Origin of the sequence: Neoaquamicrobium sediminum, from assembly GCF_013240295.1 — a bacterium.
In the GTDB taxonomy this organism is placed as follows: domain Bacteria; phylum Pseudomonadota; class Alphaproteobacteria; order Rhizobiales; family Rhizobiaceae; genus Aerobium; species Aerobium sediminum.
Genome location: NZ_JABETK010000002.1, coordinates 256215 through 272078 on the forward strand (window position 1 = coordinate 256215; position 15864 = coordinate 272078).

Below are 15864 nucleotides of genomic sequence, written 5' to 3' on the forward strand. Positions count from 1 at the left end.
CGGTGGCGTCCGATTGCCTATCGATTGGCTTCGGAGCGTTCCAGAAAAGCTTCTATGCGCGCAGGCAGATCGCCGGTCTCGAGCATCGGCGCATGGCCTTGGCCATCCACCGTCAGAGCTTCGAGCCGCGGATGATGGTCTTTCATCGCCTTCAGTGTTTCGGCAGATAGCAGCATCGAATTCGCGCCGCGTATCGCCAGAACCGGTGCTGCCTTCAATCCCAGAAACTGTGGCCAGAAGACGGGCAGCGGCTTGCTGAAATCGATCCCTTTCAACGTCTTGACGAGCGCGGGGTCGAAATCGGGCACGGGCCGCCCCTTTTCGTCGCGATAGAGGGCACGAGCCATCCGCTGCCAATCGTCTTCGGTCAGCGCGGGAAAGGCCGCTCCCTGGGCTGCCTTCAATATGCCGGCAGCTTCCTCGAAACTCTGCGGCTTCGGTGCTCTTTTGACATAAGCGCGTATCTGCGCCAGACCTGCGCCTTCAAGCACCGGGCCGATGTCGTTCAGAACGACCGCCTTGATCGCGCGCGGCACCATCGCCGCCAGTGCGAAGATGATCAGGCCACCCCGAGACGTGCCGATGAACGCGCAATTCTCTAGCCCCAGCGCCACGAGGCCGGCGGCCACGTCGCGTGCCTCAACGGCGACATTGTAGTTGTGCCAGTCCTGGTCATAGTCCGAGCGGCCGCGCCCGCGATAGTCGAACACCACCACTTTCCGGGGTGTCTGCGCGTCCCTGGAAAGATAAAGCGCCAGCTCGTGAAAATCGCGGGCGTTGCGGGTGAGGCCGGGCAGGCATATTGCCGGCATCAAGCCATCGTGGCCCGCGCCATAGATCCGCGCCGACAGCATCAGGCCGTCGGGTGCGGAGAAGCGCTGTTCGATGAAGTCCGGCGCGTTCAGGGCGCGCGCCCGCTCACCAGATCGGTGGCGATTTCCATCTGCCCCGAAAGCCGCATCTTGTAGACCTGATAGTTTTCCATCACGCGCTGAACATAGCTGCGCGTTTCATGGAATGGAATGCGCTCGATCCAGTCGACGACCGTATCGATGTCCTTGCCACGCGGGTCGCCATAGCGCTCCACCCATTCCTGCGCGCGCCGCGGCCCGCATTGTACCCGGCGAAGGTCAGCACATAGGAGCCCGCGAAGCGCCCGAGCTGTTCGTCCAGGTAGCGTGCGCCCAACGTGGCATTGTAACCGGCGTCACTCGTCAGCCGCGCCGGCGCGTAGCTCAACCCCGCCTTGCGGGCCATATCCCGTGCGGTACCCGGCAGCAGTTGCAGGAGCCCGAGAGCGCCCGCACCGGAGCGAGCGCCGGCGTTGAACTCGCTTTCCTGCCGCGCAATGGCATAGGCCAGCGCCTTGCCGGGGCTGGCGATGTCGGCACTGGCGGGAATGGCGCCGACTGGATGGGTGAGCCCGCCGACATCGAGCCCGCGGGCTGCCGCCCATTTGCCTATCCTCAGGGCGAGGAAGTAGTTGCCCTGGCTCTCGGCCATGCCAGCCAGCAGCGCGAGCTCGCCGACGCTCGTCAGTTCCTGCGACAGCGCCCGGTAAAGGTCGGTGCTGCGGTAGCCATGACCGGCGGCGTCGAGCCGGCGGATGGCTTTGACGGCGTCGCGTGCCTCGAAGGTGCTGCGGTCGGCCTCGGTCGGGGAGGGCGGCTCGGCCAGCACCGTTTCGCGGCCGAGTTTGGCGGCTGCGAGCTGGCCGTAGAATGCGGTGCCGTAGGCTGCCGCACGTTCGTAATGTGCGCCCGCATCGCCGGGTCCGCCCGCTTCGGCGGTCCGGCCAAGCCAATAATACGCGCGCGATAGCGAGATCGGGCCTTCCGCAATCTCGGCAATGCGGGCGAAATGCCTGGCGCCGGCCTCAGCGTCTTTCAGGCCCCGAAGGGCATACCAGCCTGCATGAAATTCGGCGTCCGCTGCCTGTGCGGGGCTCTCGGCGGCATGGGCTGCAGCGAGCTTGTAGGCCGTCTTTGGATCTCCCAGGTCCAGCATCTCGCGCGAAAGAACGCGTCTTTCGATCCACCAGGCATCCGGGTCCACCAGCAAGGATGCGTCGGTGGGCGCCGAAAGCATCACCGTAGCTGCCTCGTTATACTTTCCGGTCCTTCTCAGGTGCCGCGCACGCGCGAAGATATATGCTGCGGATCGCTGGTCTTCCGGCACCAGATCGAGCAGTTCGCCGGCATTGCGCTCGTTGCGTGCGACTGCGGTGAAGGCGCGTGCCAGCTCTCGACCGTCGGCAAGAACTGCGACGCGTTCCGCCGAGGCGATCCGCTCGTCATAAAGCATGCGCTCCATGCGGAAGCGATGGTCGAAAACGGGAATCAGGCCGCCGAACTCGCGAAGGATCGCCTGCTCGTCCTGGGCACTCAGCTTTTGTGTCCGCCAGAAGGGTGACAGGACCATGCGTGCTGCATCGACCTGCCCCATCGCGAGCCGGGCCCGGGCAAGGATCATCACTCCCTCGGCCGTTTGCGGTGGCCGATCGGCCATCGCGGCCAGAACCGCACGCGGTCCGGCATCTTCCTGTTGAGCGCGCGTTCCATGTTGGCGCGCAGCGCGTCGAGGCCGGGCCAGCTGGCAAGTTCCTGGATGGCGGCTTCGATCTCGGCACTCGATAGATTGGCTCCGCCGGATGAGGCGATGGCCCATGTCAGCAGCCGATGCTCTAATGTATCTTTCTTGATGGCATCACGAATGCCGCGAGCCGTGCCGATCTCTCCGGAAGCGATGGCGTCGAGCCCGCTCCGCAGCAGCGTTGACGGGTCTGCTGCAAGCAGGTCGGCAGCCATACCGGCCGCCGAGAACGCCGCGACCGAGCCGGTGGCCATCGCACCGTCAATGGCCGAAAGCCCCGAACTCGCTTGCGGCCGGCTGAACGGGAGCGGCGCAAGTTCTGGCAGCGCGCTCTGCGCCAAGGCAGAGCTGCTCAGGAAAATCAGGAGGCTGGCGGATGCAGCGAGTAAGCTGCACTTCATCGATGATAACCTCTGTTTCAGACGACGACAGGACCGGATAAAACGCATTCTGTCGCCAATCGCTGAAAATGGCGTTAACGAAAGGTTAGCGCAGGGCTGGCCATTCAACGAGCCACATTCGCCGGCATCTTGCCGGCCGCAAGTGTCAAGACTATGGTGCGCAGCCGCGCTTTCGGCTAGAAGCCGGCGCAAAACCTTCACCCAAAGCCGCCCGACGGGGCATCCCAGGAGTCCGCATCATGTTCAGAGGGTCACTGACCGCGCTTGTCACGCCGTTCACGCGGGATGGCGCGCTGGACAAAGATGCCTTCCGCAGCCTTGTCGAGTGGCAGATCGCGGAGGGGACGAACGGGCTCGTCCCGGTGGGAACCACGGGCGAGTCGCCCACGCTGTCGCATGCCGAGCATCGCGGTGTGGTCGAACTGTGCGTCGAGGTTGCGGCTGGCCGCGTTCCGGTCATAGCCGGCGCCGGCTCGAACAACACAGCCGAGGCGGTGGAACTCGTTCGCCATGCCGAGAAGGTCGGCGCCGATGGCGTGCTCGTCGTCACACCCTATTACAACAAGCCGACGCAGCGCGGGCTCTACGCGCACTTCTCGGCGGTCGCGCGGGCGACCAAGCTGCCGATCATCATCTACAATATCCCGCCGCGCTCGGTAATCGACATGACGCCGGAAACGATGGGCCGCCTCGCTGGCGAGTTCGCCAATATCGCCGGCGTCAAGGATGCCACCGGCAAGGTCGAGCGCGTCTCCGAGCAGCGCATCACCTGCGGCAACGACTTCATCCAGCTTTCGGGCGAAGACGCCTCCGCTCTGGGATTCAACGCGCATGGCGGGGTAGGGGCGATTTCGGTCACTGCCAACGTTGCCCCACGGCTCTGCGCCGAATTTCAGGAAGCGTCGCTTGCTGGCGAGCGCGACCGCGCAATCGAACTTCAGGATCGCTTGATGCCGCTTCACAAGGCGATCTTCATCGAGCCGGGCGTCTCCGGCGCGAAGTATGCGCTTTCGCGTCTTGGGAAAGTCGAAAACAGCGTGCGTTCGCCGTTGATGACGGTCGAGGCCGGCACCGCGGAACGAATCGACGCCGCGCTTATCCATGCGGGGCTTCTGAACTGACGCGCCTCGCGCGCGTTCACTGATCATGGCCAAGAACAGCAAGACCATAAACGGCAAGACCGTCGCCGAAAACCGCAAGGCCCGCTTCGCCTATGAGGTGGTCGACACCTATGAGGCCGGCCTCGTGCTGACCGGAACCGAGGTGAAGTCGCTGCGCGAGGGGCAGGCCAACATCCAGGAGTCATACGCCTCGGTCGAGGGAGGTGAGATCTGGCTGATCAATTCCTATCTGCCTGAATATCTCCAGGGCAATCGCTTCAATCACGAGCCCCGGCGAAGGCGCAAACTCCTGCTCAACAAGAAGGAAATGGCGCGGCTGTCCCAGGCGGTTGATCGCGAAGGTATGACCATGGTGCCGTTGAAGATTTACTTCAACGATCGCGGCCGCGCGAAGATGTTGCTTGCCGTCGCACGCGGCAAGAAGCTTCACGACAAACGCGAAACCGAGAAGAAGCGGGACTGGGCGCGCGAAAAGGGGCGCCTTCTCAAGCAGCACGGCTAGCCCATGTGAGCCAGCCTAGTCGCTATCAAGAAAATCCCTTACATCCTTGAAGACGCTGACGAACATCTCTTCGGTCAGCCGGCCGGTATTGGTGTTGTACCGCGAGCAGTGATAGCTCGAGAACAACCGGATCGTGCCGACATCCTGCGCCGCGCCGTGGGCGAACGGGTAGGCTGCAACGCGCTGGCCCAGCGCGCGCACGGTCGACTGGTGAGCGATCGTGCCGAGAGTGAGAATGGCGCGAAGATTGGGAAAGCGTTGGATCGTCGGCGTCAGGAAATTCCGGCAGGTGTTGATCTCAACGCCGACCGGCTTGTTTTCCGGCGGCACGCAGCGCACCGCATTGGTCAGCGCGGTCTCGATGAGTTGCACCCCGTCATCCGGTCGGGCCTTGAACTCGCCGCGCGAGAAGCCAAAGCGCGAAAGCGTCGAATAGAGCAGGTCGCCGGCATAGTCCCCCGTAAAGGGACGCCCGGTCCGGTTGGCGCCCCGCAAACCCGGGGCCAGCCCGACAATAAGAAACCGCACAGTCTCGTCGCCGCCGGCCGCCTCGAAAGTGGGCACCGGTGCGTTGAACCAGTCCGGCTCGCGGGCGCGCCACAGCGCGATGAAGGAATGAAGGCGTGGGCAGAGCGGACAATCGCGGCCCGGTTCCGCGCACGCGGCAGATGTCGGCGCCATCATAGATCGTCTTCGCCGTCGTCCTGCTCGGGATCGGGCCGGCGCGCGGGGCGTTCGCCAGGTTCACGTCCGATCTCGTTCTTCAGCGATGCAAGGTCGATGAAGTGATCCGCCTGGCGCCGAAGGTCATCCGAGATCATCGGCGGCTGCGATGCCATGGTGGACACGATGGAGACCTTGCGACCCTTGCGCTGCAATGCCTCGACGAGCGTGCGGAAATCGCCGTCGCCGGAAAAGATGACGTAATGGTCGACGACGTCCGCAAGCTCCAGCGCTTCGACGGTCAGTTCGATGTCCATGTTGCCTTTGATCTTCCGGCGGCCCGTGGCGTCAGTGAACTCCTTGGCCGGCTTCGTCACCACCATGTAGCCATTGTAGTCGAGCCAGTCGATCAGCGGTCGGATCGATGAATATTCCTGATCCTCCACCAGCGCGGTGTAATAGTAGGCGCGCAGCAGGTAACCGCGTTTCTGGAAGTTTGCGAGCAACTTGCGGTAGTCGATGTCGAAGCCCAGCGACCTGGAAGTTGCGTAGAGATTGGCGCCGTCTATGAAGAGTGCGATCTTCTCGCGGGGGTCGAACATGCTGAAATATCCTTGGTCATCAATACAAGCCGTCTGAAACGTCGAGCCTGTGGCAACGTCGTTTGGTAATCTGAACGTTGTTTGAGACCCGCTACCAAATGAGATAACGCCGCAATCTGTTCATTCCAAGGGGATCAACCGCGCCCCGAGGCGATTTGCATCACGATTACGCGAAGTGGCGAGGCTGGGGGACTTTCGGCTTGACCTTCCAGCAGGTGGAAGCCGCATGCCGTCGATCGTCCCTAGAAAAAATGGAGTTTTCGATGTCCCGCATCCTCACCTCGCTCGGCGCGATCGTCTTTGCCTGCGGTCTGGCTGTTTTCGGCGCTCAGGCGCAGACTGTACATGGCAGTCACGGCTCTGCTCCCATGGAAGGCGCCTCAGGGGCCTATATGGACGCAATGGCCAGGATGAACGACGACATGATGGCCATGCAGATGACCGGCAAGCCAGGCGTCGACTTCGCTCTGATGATGATTCCGCATCACCAGAGCGCCATCGGCATGGCAAAGGCATATCTGGAAAGCGGCGAGGGCGATGCCGAACTCGTCAAGCTCAGCGAGGAGATCATCTCCGCGCAGGAGGGCGAGATCGCGTTTCTGAAATCCTGGTTGGAAAAGAACGGCCAATAGCAGCCGGTCTGAGCGGCCGTGCTCGGAAGGTTTGCCGGTTCGGTGCATGAAGCTTGTTTTTCGGCGCCGTTCGCGATATGGACCGGCAAACTCTCCGACAATTCCACCAATGAAAGGGGCGATACATGGCCCGCGTTACCGTTGAGGATTGCATCGACAAGGTCGAGAACCGCTTCGAGCTGGTTCTTCTGGCCGGACATCGTGCGCGCCAGATCTCCCAGGGCGCGGCGATCACGATCGATCGCGACAACGACAAGAACCCCGTGGTCGCGCTTCGCGAGATCGCCGACGAGACGCTCTCCCCGGGCGATCTCAAGGAAGACCTGATCCATTCGCTGCAGAAGCACGTCGAGGTTGACGAGCCCGAAGCCGTCGACGCGCCGGAGCTTGCGGATGCGACTGCCGTCGCTTCCGTCGAGACGGAGTCCGAAGACGACGCCGTCACCTTCGACCGCATGTCGGAAGAAGACCTGCTGGCAGGCATCGAGGGGCTCGTTGCGCCGGAGAAGAGCGACGATTTCTGATAGCTGGCACAGCAGCCGCCACTTTATCGGCGGCGCAATCGTGTCTATCTAGAACATGCGCCCGCAGGCCTGCGCGGCGCATGTCTTCGTTTGAGCGACAGGATTTCCGCCCATGATGCGACAGTACGAGCTTGTCGAGCGCGTTCAGCGCTACAAGCCCGACGTCAACGAGGCGCTGCTCAACAAGGCCTATGTCTATGCCATGCAGAAGCATGGGCATCAGCGGCGGGCTTCGGGCGACCCCTATTTCTCGCATCCGCTTGAAGTCGCTGCGATTCTCACCGACATGCGCATGGACGAGGCCACGATAGCCGTCGCGCTGCTCCACGACACGATCGAGGATACCTCAGCCACCCGCGCCGAGATCGACACCCTGTTCGGGCCGGACATGGGCAAGCTTGTCGAAGGCCTGACCAAGCTCAAGAAGCTTGACCTCGTCTCCAAGAAGGCCGAGCAGGCCGAAAACCTCCGCAAGCTGCTTCTGGCGATTTCCGATGACGTCCGCGTTCTGCTCGTCAAGCTGGCCGACCGCCTTCACAATATGCGGACGCTCGACCATATGCGGCCCGAAAAGCGGCTCCGCATTGCCGAGGAGACGATGGAAATCTATGCGCCGCTCGCCGGTCGCATGGGCATGCAGGACATGCGCGAAGAGCTGGAGGAACTGGCCTTCCGCTACATCAATCCGGAAGCGCATAAGGCCGTGACCGAGCGTCTTGCCGAGTTCTTCGACCGCAACAAGGGCGTCGTTGGCGAGATCGAGCACGCGCTGTCAGAACTGTTTGTTGAGCACGCGCTCTACGCCGAGGTGAAGAGCCGCCGCAAGAAGCCGTGGTCGGTGTTCCGCAAGATGGAAACCAAGGCGATTTCCTTCGAGCAGCTCTCCGACCTGATCGGCTTCCGCGTCATCCTCGCCAATATCGAGGATTGTTATCGGGCGCTGGGCGCCATCCACACACGGTGGTCGATGGTTCCGGGCCGTTTCAAGGACTACATTTCGACGCCGAAGCAGAACGATTACCGGTCGATCCACACCACCATCGTCGGCCCGTCGCGCCAGCGTGTCGAGCTGCAGATCAGGACCCAGGCCATGGATGCCGTGGCTGAATACGGCGTCGCCGCGCATTCGATCTACAAGGACCATGGCAGCAAGACCGAAGCTGCAGGCCACACCATCTCGAAGGATACCAACGCCTACGCCTGGCTACGCCAGACCATCGAGGCTCTGTCTGAGGGCGACAATCCCGAGGAGTTCCTCGAAAACACCAAGCTGGAGCTTTTCCAGGATCAGGTCTTCGCGTTCACGCCTAAGGGCAGGTTGATCGCCCTGCCGCGGGGGCGACGCCAATCGACTTCGCCTATGCAGTCCACACCGATGTCGGTGACACCTGCGTCGGCGCCAAGGTCAACGGTCGCATCATGCCGCTGATGACCGAGCTGAAAAACGGCGACGAGGTCGAGATCATCCGTTCCAAGGCGCAGGTGCCGCCGGCCGCATGGGAATCGATCGTCGTCACCGGAAAGGCGCGCTCGGCCATCCGCCGTGCGACCAAGAACGCCATCCGCAAGCAGTATTCGGGCCTCGGCGCGCGTATTCTCGAGCGCGCCTTCGAGCGTGCCGGCAAGACCTTCTCCAAGGACCAGCTCAAGCCGGTGCTGCACAGGCTTGCCCGCAAGGAAGTCGAGGACGTGCTGGCGGCCGTCGGGCGCGGCGAACTCTCTTCGCCGGACGTCATGAAGGCGGTGTTCCCCGAGCACAAGGAAGAGCGCGTCACCCAATCGGCGAAGGAGCGCGAGGAGGGCTGGTTCAACCTGCGCAACGCAGCCGGCATGCTGTTCCAGATCCCGGGTCGCGCATCTGCGCGCAAGAGCCGCAAGGCGGAAGTGTCCGGTGCCGGCGGGGCCGTGCCGATCCGCGGCGTACGCGGCGACCTGCCGGTTTCATTCGCGCCGGAAGGAGCCGTGCCCGGGGATCGAATCGTCGGCATCATGCAGCCGGGATCGGGTATCACCATCTACCCGATCCAGTCGCCATCGCTGACCGCGTTTGACGACCAGCCGGAACGCTGGATCGACGTGCGCTGGGACATCGACGAGGACATGAAGGAGCGTTTCCCGGCGCGTGTTTCGGTCACCGCCATAAACGAGCCCGGATCGCTTGCTTCGATTGCCCAGACGATCGCAAACAACGACGCCAACATTCATACGCTCTCGATGGTGCAGACGGCGCCCGACTTCACCGAAATGGTCTTCGACCTGGAAGTTTGGGACCTCAAGCACCTCAACCGGCTGCTCTCCCAGCTCAAGGACAATTCGAGCGTCAGCGAAGCACGTCGCGTCAACGGCTGACAGGACCTCTCATGATCATCGGCATCGGCAGCGACCTGATCGACATAAGGCGGATCGAAAAGACGCTGGAGCGTCATCCTGAGCGCTTCATCGCCCGCGTCTTTACCGACGTCGAGCGCGAGAAGTCGGAGCGCCGCAAGGAGCGTGCTGCATCCTATGCCAAGCGGTTCGCCGCCAAGGAAGCCTGCTCCAAGGCGCTGGGCACCGGCTTTGCGCGCGGCGTCTTCTGGCGCGACATGGGTGTCGTCAACCTGCCCGGCGGCAAGCCGACCATGGCGCTGACCGGCGGTGCTGCGCGACGGCTGGCAGAAATGCTCCCGGCCGGCCATGAGGCGTTCGTGCACGTCACCATCACCGACGATTTCCCCCTGGCTCAGGCCTTCGTCATCATCGAGGCGCGGCCGTTGGGCTGAGCGCCAGCTATGCGTTGCCCGCCGCCGCGCGAGCGGCTAAGAGGGGCGCGACCGAACAGAGGACAAAATGAGCGTGGCCGATAAATCGCAGAAGAAATCGGGCGGGTTTGGCGAGACCGTCAGCGTCATCGTGCAGGCGCTGCTGCTTGCGCTCGTCATCCGCACATTCCTGTTCCAGCCTTTCTCGATCCCGTCCGGCTCGATGCGCCCCACGCTGCTGGAAGGCGACTACCTGTTCGTGACCAAGTGGGCCTACGGCTATTCCAAGCATTCGCTTCCGTTTTCGCCCGACCTGTTCTCCGGCCGGATCTTCGGCTCGGACCCGGAGCGCGGCGACGTGGTTGTCTTCAAGTTCCCGCCCAACCCGTCGCTGGACTACATCAAGCGGGTGATCGGCCTGCCCGGCGATACCGTGCAGATGCGTGACGGCCAGCTCTTCATCAATGGCGACGCTGTTCCGCGCGAGAAGGTCGGCGAATCAACAACCCGGACATCACCGAGGTTAATCGCCCGGTCGAAGTATGGCGCGAGACGCTGCCGAATGGCGTCTCCTACGACACCCTCGATCTGACGCCAGAGGGCATCGGCGACAATACCCGCGAATTCGTCGTTCCTGCCGGCCACTATTTCATGATGGGCGACAACCGCGACAACTCCACCGACAGCCGCTTCAACGTCGGCTTCGTTCCGGAAGATCATCTCGTCGGCCGTGCCAACATCATCTTCTTCTCCATCGCCGGCGGCTCTAGCCCGCTGGAACTGTGGAAGTGGCCGACCGATCTGAGACCGTCGCGCTTCTTCTCGATGGTCCGGTAAAGCGGTCATGGTTTGATGGCCGCAAGAAACCAGAAGCGTATTGAGGCCAACGACGCCGAACTGGTAAGCGCGATCGAGGCTGTCAGCGGCTTTTCCTTCGCCGATGTCGCGCTTCTGCGTCGCGCACTGACCCACGCCAGCGCGAAGGGTACCGAGGGCAGCGATTACCAGCGGCTCGAATTCCTCGGCGACCGGGTGCTTGGCCTTGTGGTCGCACAGATGGTTTTCGAGGCAAATCCGGGTGCGCCGGAAGGCGAACTCTCGCTGCGTCTCAACGCGCTGGTCAACGCGGAAACGCTTGCGGAGATCGCTGACGAGGTAGGCCTTTCGGGGCTTATACAGATCGGCAGCGAACTCCGCGGCCTGGCTGGCCGAAAGCAGGTCAACCTGCGCGCCGACGTCATGGAGGCGCTGATCGCGGCAATCTATCTCGATGGCGGGTTGGAGGCAGCGCGTGCCTTCATTCGTCGGCATTGGGAGAAGCGTTCGAAAGCGCCGACGGCGGCGCGGCGCGATGCCAAGACCGAGTTGCAGGAATGGGCGCATCAGGTGGCCAAGGCGTCGCCGCTTTATGTGATCGACAGGCGCGATGGACCGGATCATGATCCGGTCTTCGACGTGTCGGTAAAGATAGCCGGCGTTGCGCCGGCCACGGGTTCGGGCAGGTCGAAGCGCGAAGCCGAGCAGGCGGCGGCTGCCGCGATGCTGCTGCGCGAGGGCGTGTGGGCCCAGGAGACGGATTGATGAGCGACGAAAATCTGGCAGCACCGGCGGAGACCCGCTCCGGCTTCGTTGCGTTGATCGGCGCGCCGAACGCAGGCAAGTCGACGCTCGTCAACCAGCTCGTCGGCGCCAAGGTGTCGATCGTCACGCACAAAGTGCAGACCACGCGCGCCGTCGTGCGAGGCATCGCGACACACGACAACGCGCAGATCGTGTTCGTCGATACGCCGGGCATCTTCAAGCCCCGCCGCCGGCTCGATCAGGCCATGGTCACCACCGCCTGGGGCGGCGCCAAGGATGCCGACGTCGTGGTGGTGCTGATCGATGCGGAGCGCGGCATCAGGGGTGACGCCGAGGCGATGCTTGAAAACCTCGCCAATGTGCGCCAGCCGAAAATCCTCATCCTCAACAAGGTCGACCGGGTCAAGCCCGAGAAGTTGCTCAAACTCACCGCAGAGGCAAATGAACGCGCCGAGTTCGAGCGGACCTTCATGATTTCGGCGCTGACGGGTTCGGGTTGCCGCGACCTTCTCGATTATCTCGCCAAGCGCCTGCCCGAGGGGCCCTGGTATTACCCAGAAGACCAGATTTCGGACCTGCCGATGCGCCAGCTTGCGGCCGAGATCACCCGCGAGAAACTGTACCTGCGGCTGCATCAGGAGCTGCCATATTCCTCCCACGTCGAGACGGAAAAGTGGGAGGAGAAGAAGGACGGCTCGGTGCGCATCGAGCAGGTCATCTACGTCGAGCGCGACAGCCAGAAGAAGATCGTGCTCGGCCATAAGGGCGAGACGATCCGCGCCATCGGCCAGGCCTCCCGCAAGGAGATCGGCGAAATCCTCGAGCAGCCCGTGCACCTGTTCCTGTTCGTGAAGGTTCGCGAAAACTGGGGTAATGACCCGGAGCGCTATCGTGAAATGGGGCTGGAGTTCCCGCACTGATCAGGCAGCGGACGTCTCCCGTCCTTCGGTGACGAGGTCCTTCTCAAACCACAGTTCGGCATAGGGATTGTCGTTGTAGCGGCCGATTTCGCGGTAGCCGGCCTTGCGGTAGAGCGCCTGCGCTTCCTTCAGCGTCCCGTTGGTGTCGAGCCGCACGCGCGTCATCCCGGCCTTGCGCGCCAGCGCCTCCAATTCGTTCAGTAGCCGCCGGGACAGGCCGAGTCCGCGCGCATCTGGCGCGATCCACATGCGCTTGATCTCGCCCGTCGTGGCATCCAGCCCCTTCAGCGCGCCGCAACCCACAGGCTGCCCGTCGCGGCGCGCGATGAGAAACCAGCTTCGGCTTTCCCGATCCTTTGTGGCACCCGCATAGCCGCCGTTTCCCGGATCGAACCCGTTTTTGAACCGCTGGTCGAGTTCCTGGAAGTAGGCGTCGACGCATCGCTTCGCATCCTCGCTGTCTTCTGGCTCCAGCGCCATGGTGATCGATGCCGCGTTCAGCAGCAGCTCGATCTCCGCCATGGCTGCGGTCAGCCGTTCACGCTGCCTTTCGCCGAGCGGTTGCAGCATCGACCGGGCGAAGTCGTCGGAAAGCGCGTCATAGGCATCCCATTCGGCCCTGCCGAGCTTGGTAAGTTTCACGCGCCTGCGCCGCCGGTCGGCAGGGTCGGTTTCGACGACGAGGAGCCTGTCGTCGGTCAGCGTCTTCAGCAGCCGGCTGATATAGCCCGAATCCAGGCCCAGCCTTTCGCGCAAGTTCTGCAGGTCTGAACCGTCCGGCCCGACCTCGAACAGCAGTCGGGCAAGCCCGAGCGGCCGCCCAAGCCCGAGATAGCTGTCGTTGAGAGCGCCGACACGCAGCGTGACGTGCCGGTTGAAACTCCGAACGCGGGAGATAGCTGAACGATCCATTATTTGACTTTAGTCAGATATATGGCAATGGCAAGAGGCTGGCGCGTCCGCCTTGAATTTCGCACCGTGTTGGTGGAAGGCTCCTCCGATGGAATGGCGCGACGAAGGAATCGTTCTGGGAACCAGGCGGCACGGCGAAACGAGTGTCATCCTGGAAGTGATGACCCGCGCCCACGGCCGGCATCTCGGCATGGTGCGCGGCGGCCGGTCGCGGCGAATGCAACCGCTGCTTCAGCCTGGAAACCGCATCGACGTCATCTGGCGCGCCCGGCTGGACGAGCACCTTGGCCTTTACCAGGTGGAGCCGCTGGAGCTGCATGCCGCACGCCTGTTCGACAGCGCCTGTGCGGTTTATGGCCTCCAGACGATTGCCGGCCATCTGCGGCTTCTGCCGGAGCGCGATCCTCATGCCAATCTATACGAGACGCTGAACCTGCTGATTGAGCATCTCGAGGATCCGGCATCCGCCGCCGAACTGGTGGTGCGCTTCGAACTCCTCATCCTCGACGAACTGGGCTTCGGCCTCGACCTTGCCCGCTGCGCCGCTACCGGCGGCAGCGACGACCTGGTCTATGTTTCGCCCAAGACGGGCCGGGCGGTCAGCCGCACCGCCGGCGCGCCGTGGGCCGACCGCCTCTTGGCACTGCCTGCCTTCCTGCGCCGTGGATCGGGCCTGCGGGCCGATCTGGCAGCGATGGAGGATGCGTTTCGGCTGACCGGCTTCTTCTTTGCCCGCAATGTCTATGAGCCGCGCGGGCTGGAAGAGCCGGAGGCGCGCCTTGGCTTTCTGGCCGCACTTCGCAAGCAACTATCGTCGCCCGGCAATGGAGAAAACGCTGCATGAACGCAATCGAACTGTTCCCCGGTCACGTGGCTCGCCTCGGCCTCGGCACGATCCCGCACGCCGACATGGCCACGCTCAGCGGTATCGAAGCGTTGAGCCGCGTGGTTGCCGGTGAATATCCGGCGCCGCCCATCGCCGAGCGCATGAACTTCGCGCTGATCGAAGTTGGCGAGGGTAGGGCGGTGTTCAAGGGCGTGCCCGGTATGCAGCACCTCAATCCGCTTGGCGGCGTTCATGGCGGCTGGGCAGCGACGGTGATGGATTCCGCGCTCGGGTGCTGCATCCACACCCTGCTCAAGGCCGGCGAGGCCTATTCGACGGCGGAAATGAAGATCAACTACACAAGGCCGATCACGCCCGACACCGGCGAAGTCACCTGCGAGGGCAAGGTCGTGCATAAGGGCCGCACGCTGGCCGTTTCCGAAGCGCGGTTGACCGACGCCAACGGCCGGCTACTCGCTTTTGGTACCGAGACCTGCTCGATCTTCCCGCTTGCGAACCTGGCTCCGCGCTAGGCTCGGCCGCGCCTACTCGGCCGGCTGAAGGGTGGGACGGTCGACCGGACGTTCCTTGATCGGCCAATGGACGACCGCAGCAAACAGACCGAGCAGCACGCCCAGCCACCACACCGGATCGTAAGTGCCGAAGGCGTCGTAGAGATAGCCGCCCAGCCACACACCCAGGAAAGAGCCGATCTGGTGTGAGAAGAAGACCACGCCGCCCAGCATGCCCAGATGCGCGGTGCCGAACATGATCGCCACGAGCGAGTTGGTCGGTGGCACGGTCGAAAGCCACAGCAGGCCCATCAGGATCGAGAACGTCACCACGGTCGCCGGCGTCTGCGGCAGCAGCAGGAATGCTGTCACGAGCACCGAGCGGCCGAGATAGATCCAGACGAGAAACATCGGCTTGGAATAGCGCTGGCCGATATAGCCGGCCGATAGTGAGCCGATGATGTTGAAAAAGCCGATCAGCGCTAACGCGATCACAGCATAGCGCGCGTCGATGCCGATATCGGAGATATAGGCGGGAAAGTGCGCTGTAATGAACGCGACCTGGAAGCCGCAGACGAAGAACCCTGAGACCAGAAGCAGATAGCTGCGATGGCCGAGCGCCTCCCGCAGCGCCTCGCCCGCCGTCTGACGGTAGACCGCCTGTTGTGCTGAGCCGCTTGACGAGTTGCCGCGCAGGGGAATTGCAAGCACCGGGATGATGAGCATCATTACGCTCATGACGACCAGCGTATCGTACCATCCATAGGCGGAGATCAGCCCCTGGCTGAGCGGTGCGAACAGGAACATGCCGGCGGACCCGGCGGCCGTTCCGAGCCCGAAGGCGAAACTGCGCTGCTCCGGCGCGACATTGCGGGCGAAGGCGGCAAGCACGATCCCGAACGAGCCGGAGGCAACGCCCAGGCCCACAAGTACGCCGCCGCCCAGATGCAGCATCGCAACCGAATCCGAATTGGCCATCATCACCAGCCCGGCAGCGTACATCACGCCCGAAAGCGCCAGCACGCGCCAGGTGCCGAACTTGTCGGCCAGCGCGCCGAAGATCGGCGTTCCAAGCCCCCATGCAAGGTTCTGGATCGCCATCGCCAGCCCGAATGTTGTGCGGTCCCAGCCCTTTTCCGCCAGCATCGGCAACTGGAAGAAGCCCATGGCCGAACGCGGCCCGAAGGTTATCGCGGCGATCAGGCACCCGCATATGATGATAAGCCAGGGCAGGCTCGGCGCACCGGATTGAGCGGAAGCGGTCTTGGACATGCTGGGATTCCCGAACGAAAGAGAACGCAAGCTAGGCCACAACCGGCTTTTGTGGAAATGAAT

14 protein-coding genes and 3 pseudogenes are annotated in these 15864 nt (G+C 63.2%); 11 read left to right on the top strand and 6 right to left on the bottom strand.

What is annotated here, in order from left to right:
* Positions 1-17 precede the first annotated feature (17 nt).
* Positions 18-854, bottom strand: coding sequence for an alpha/beta fold hydrolase (locus tag HK436_RS12990; protein ID WP_173190385.1), 837 nt, complete (start codon positions 852-854; stop codon positions 18-20).
* Between the two features lie 47 nt (positions 855-901).
* A pseudogene (locus HK436_RS12995) lies at positions 902-2993 on the bottom strand (lytic transglycosylase domain-containing protein).
* Positions 2994-3232: 239 nt separating this feature from the next.
* Between HK436_RS12995 and dapA the strand changes: the two are divergent.
* Both dapA and smpB read left to right on the top strand, forming a co-directional pair.
* On the top strand, positions 3233-4114 hold the full coding sequence (gene dapA, locus HK436_RS13000; protein WP_173190387.1) for a 4-hydroxy-tetrahydrodipicolinate synthase: 882 nt from the start codon (positions 3233-3235) through the stop codon (positions 4112-4114).
* Positions 4115-4139: 25 nt separating this feature from the next.
* Positions 4140-4616 (top strand): SsrA-binding protein SmpB, encoded by a 477-nt coding sequence (smpB, locus tag HK436_RS13005; protein ID WP_173190389.1) that lies wholly within the window; start codon positions 4140-4142, stop codon positions 4614-4616.
* 15 nt (positions 4617-4631) lie between these two features.
* On the opposite strand, the gene HK436_RS13010 is transcribed toward smpB, so the two are convergent.
* Positions 4632-5297 (bottom strand): uracil-DNA glycosylase, encoded by a 666-nt coding sequence (locus tag HK436_RS13010; protein ID WP_173193427.1) that lies wholly within the window; start codon positions 5295-5297, stop codon positions 4632-4634.
* On the bottom strand, positions 5297-5881 hold the full coding sequence (locus HK436_RS13015) for a LabA-like NYN domain-containing protein (RefSeq protein ID WP_173190391.1): 585 nt from the start codon (positions 5879-5881) through the stop codon (positions 5297-5299). Before HK436_RS13015 ends, HK436_RS13010 begins: the two co-directional genes overlap by 1 nt.
* Before the next feature lie 263 nt (positions 5882-6144).
* On the opposite strand from HK436_RS13015, the gene HK436_RS13020 reads away from it, so the two are divergent.
* From HK436_RS13020 to era, 7 genes and pseudogenes are all read left to right on the top strand, one after another.
* On the top strand, positions 6145-6513 hold the full coding sequence (locus HK436_RS13020) for a DUF305 domain-containing protein (RefSeq protein ID WP_173190393.1): 369 nt from the start codon (positions 6145-6147) through the stop codon (positions 6511-6513).
* 125 nt (positions 6514-6638) lie between these two features.
* Complete coding sequence (rpoZ, locus tag HK436_RS13025) at positions 6639-7037, top strand: DNA-directed RNA polymerase subunit omega (RefSeq protein ID WP_173190395.1); 399 nt, start codon at positions 6639-6641, stop codon at positions 7035-7037.
* A gap of 112 nt (positions 7038-7149) precedes the next feature.
* Positions 7150-9386 (top strand): annotated as a pseudogene (locus tag HK436_RS13030) (RelA/SpoT family protein).
* An 11-nt stretch (positions 9387-9397) separates the two neighbouring features.
* A complete protein-coding gene (gene acpS, locus HK436_RS13035) occupies positions 9398-9799 on the top strand; it encodes a holo-ACP synthase (protein WP_173190397.1) in 402 nt (133 codons plus the stop codon).
* A 67-nt stretch (positions 9800-9866) separates the two neighbouring features.
* Positions 9867-10615: pseudogene (gene lepB / locus HK436_RS13040) on the top strand (signal peptidase I).
* Between the two features lie 15 nt (positions 10616-10630).
* Positions 10631-11359 (top strand): ribonuclease III, encoded by a 729-nt coding sequence (gene rnc, locus HK436_RS13045; RefSeq protein WP_173190399.1) that lies wholly within the window; start codon positions 10631-10633, stop codon positions 11357-11359.
* The gene (era, locus tag HK436_RS13050) at positions 11359-12279 is read left to right on the top strand and encodes a GTPase Era (RefSeq protein ID WP_173190401.1); all 921 of its coding nucleotides are present in this window, start codon (positions 11359-11361) and stop codon (positions 12277-12279) included. Before rnc ends, era begins: the two co-directional genes overlap by 1 nt.
* Here era and HK436_RS13055 read toward each other — a convergent pair whose 3' ends face one another.
* Positions 12280-13191, bottom strand: coding sequence for a bifunctional helix-turn-helix transcriptional regulator/GNAT family N-acetyltransferase (locus tag HK436_RS13055; RefSeq protein ID WP_173190403.1), 912 nt, complete (start codon positions 13189-13191; stop codon positions 12280-12282).
* Between the two features lie 88 nt (positions 13192-13279).
* Between HK436_RS13055 and recO the strand changes: the two genes are divergently transcribed.
* Positions 13280-14035 (top strand): DNA repair protein RecO, encoded by a 756-nt coding sequence (gene recO, locus HK436_RS13060; protein WP_173190405.1) that lies wholly within the window; start codon positions 13280-13282, stop codon positions 14033-14035.
* A complete protein-coding gene (locus HK436_RS13065; RefSeq protein ID WP_173190407.1) occupies positions 14032-14550 on the top strand; it encodes a PaaI family thioesterase in 519 nt (172 codons plus the stop codon). The genes recO and HK436_RS13065 overlap by 4 nt, the downstream gene beginning before the upstream one ends.
* Positions 14551-14562: 12 nt before the next feature.
* On the opposite strand, the gene HK436_RS13070 is transcribed toward HK436_RS13065, so the two are convergent.
* Positions 14563-15801 carry an MFS transporter gene (locus HK436_RS13070; protein WP_173190409.1) on the bottom strand — a complete coding sequence of 413 codons (1239 nt, stop codon included), beginning with the start codon at positions 15799-15801 and terminating at the stop codon, positions 14563-14565.
* Positions 15802-15864 lie beyond the last annotated feature (63 nt).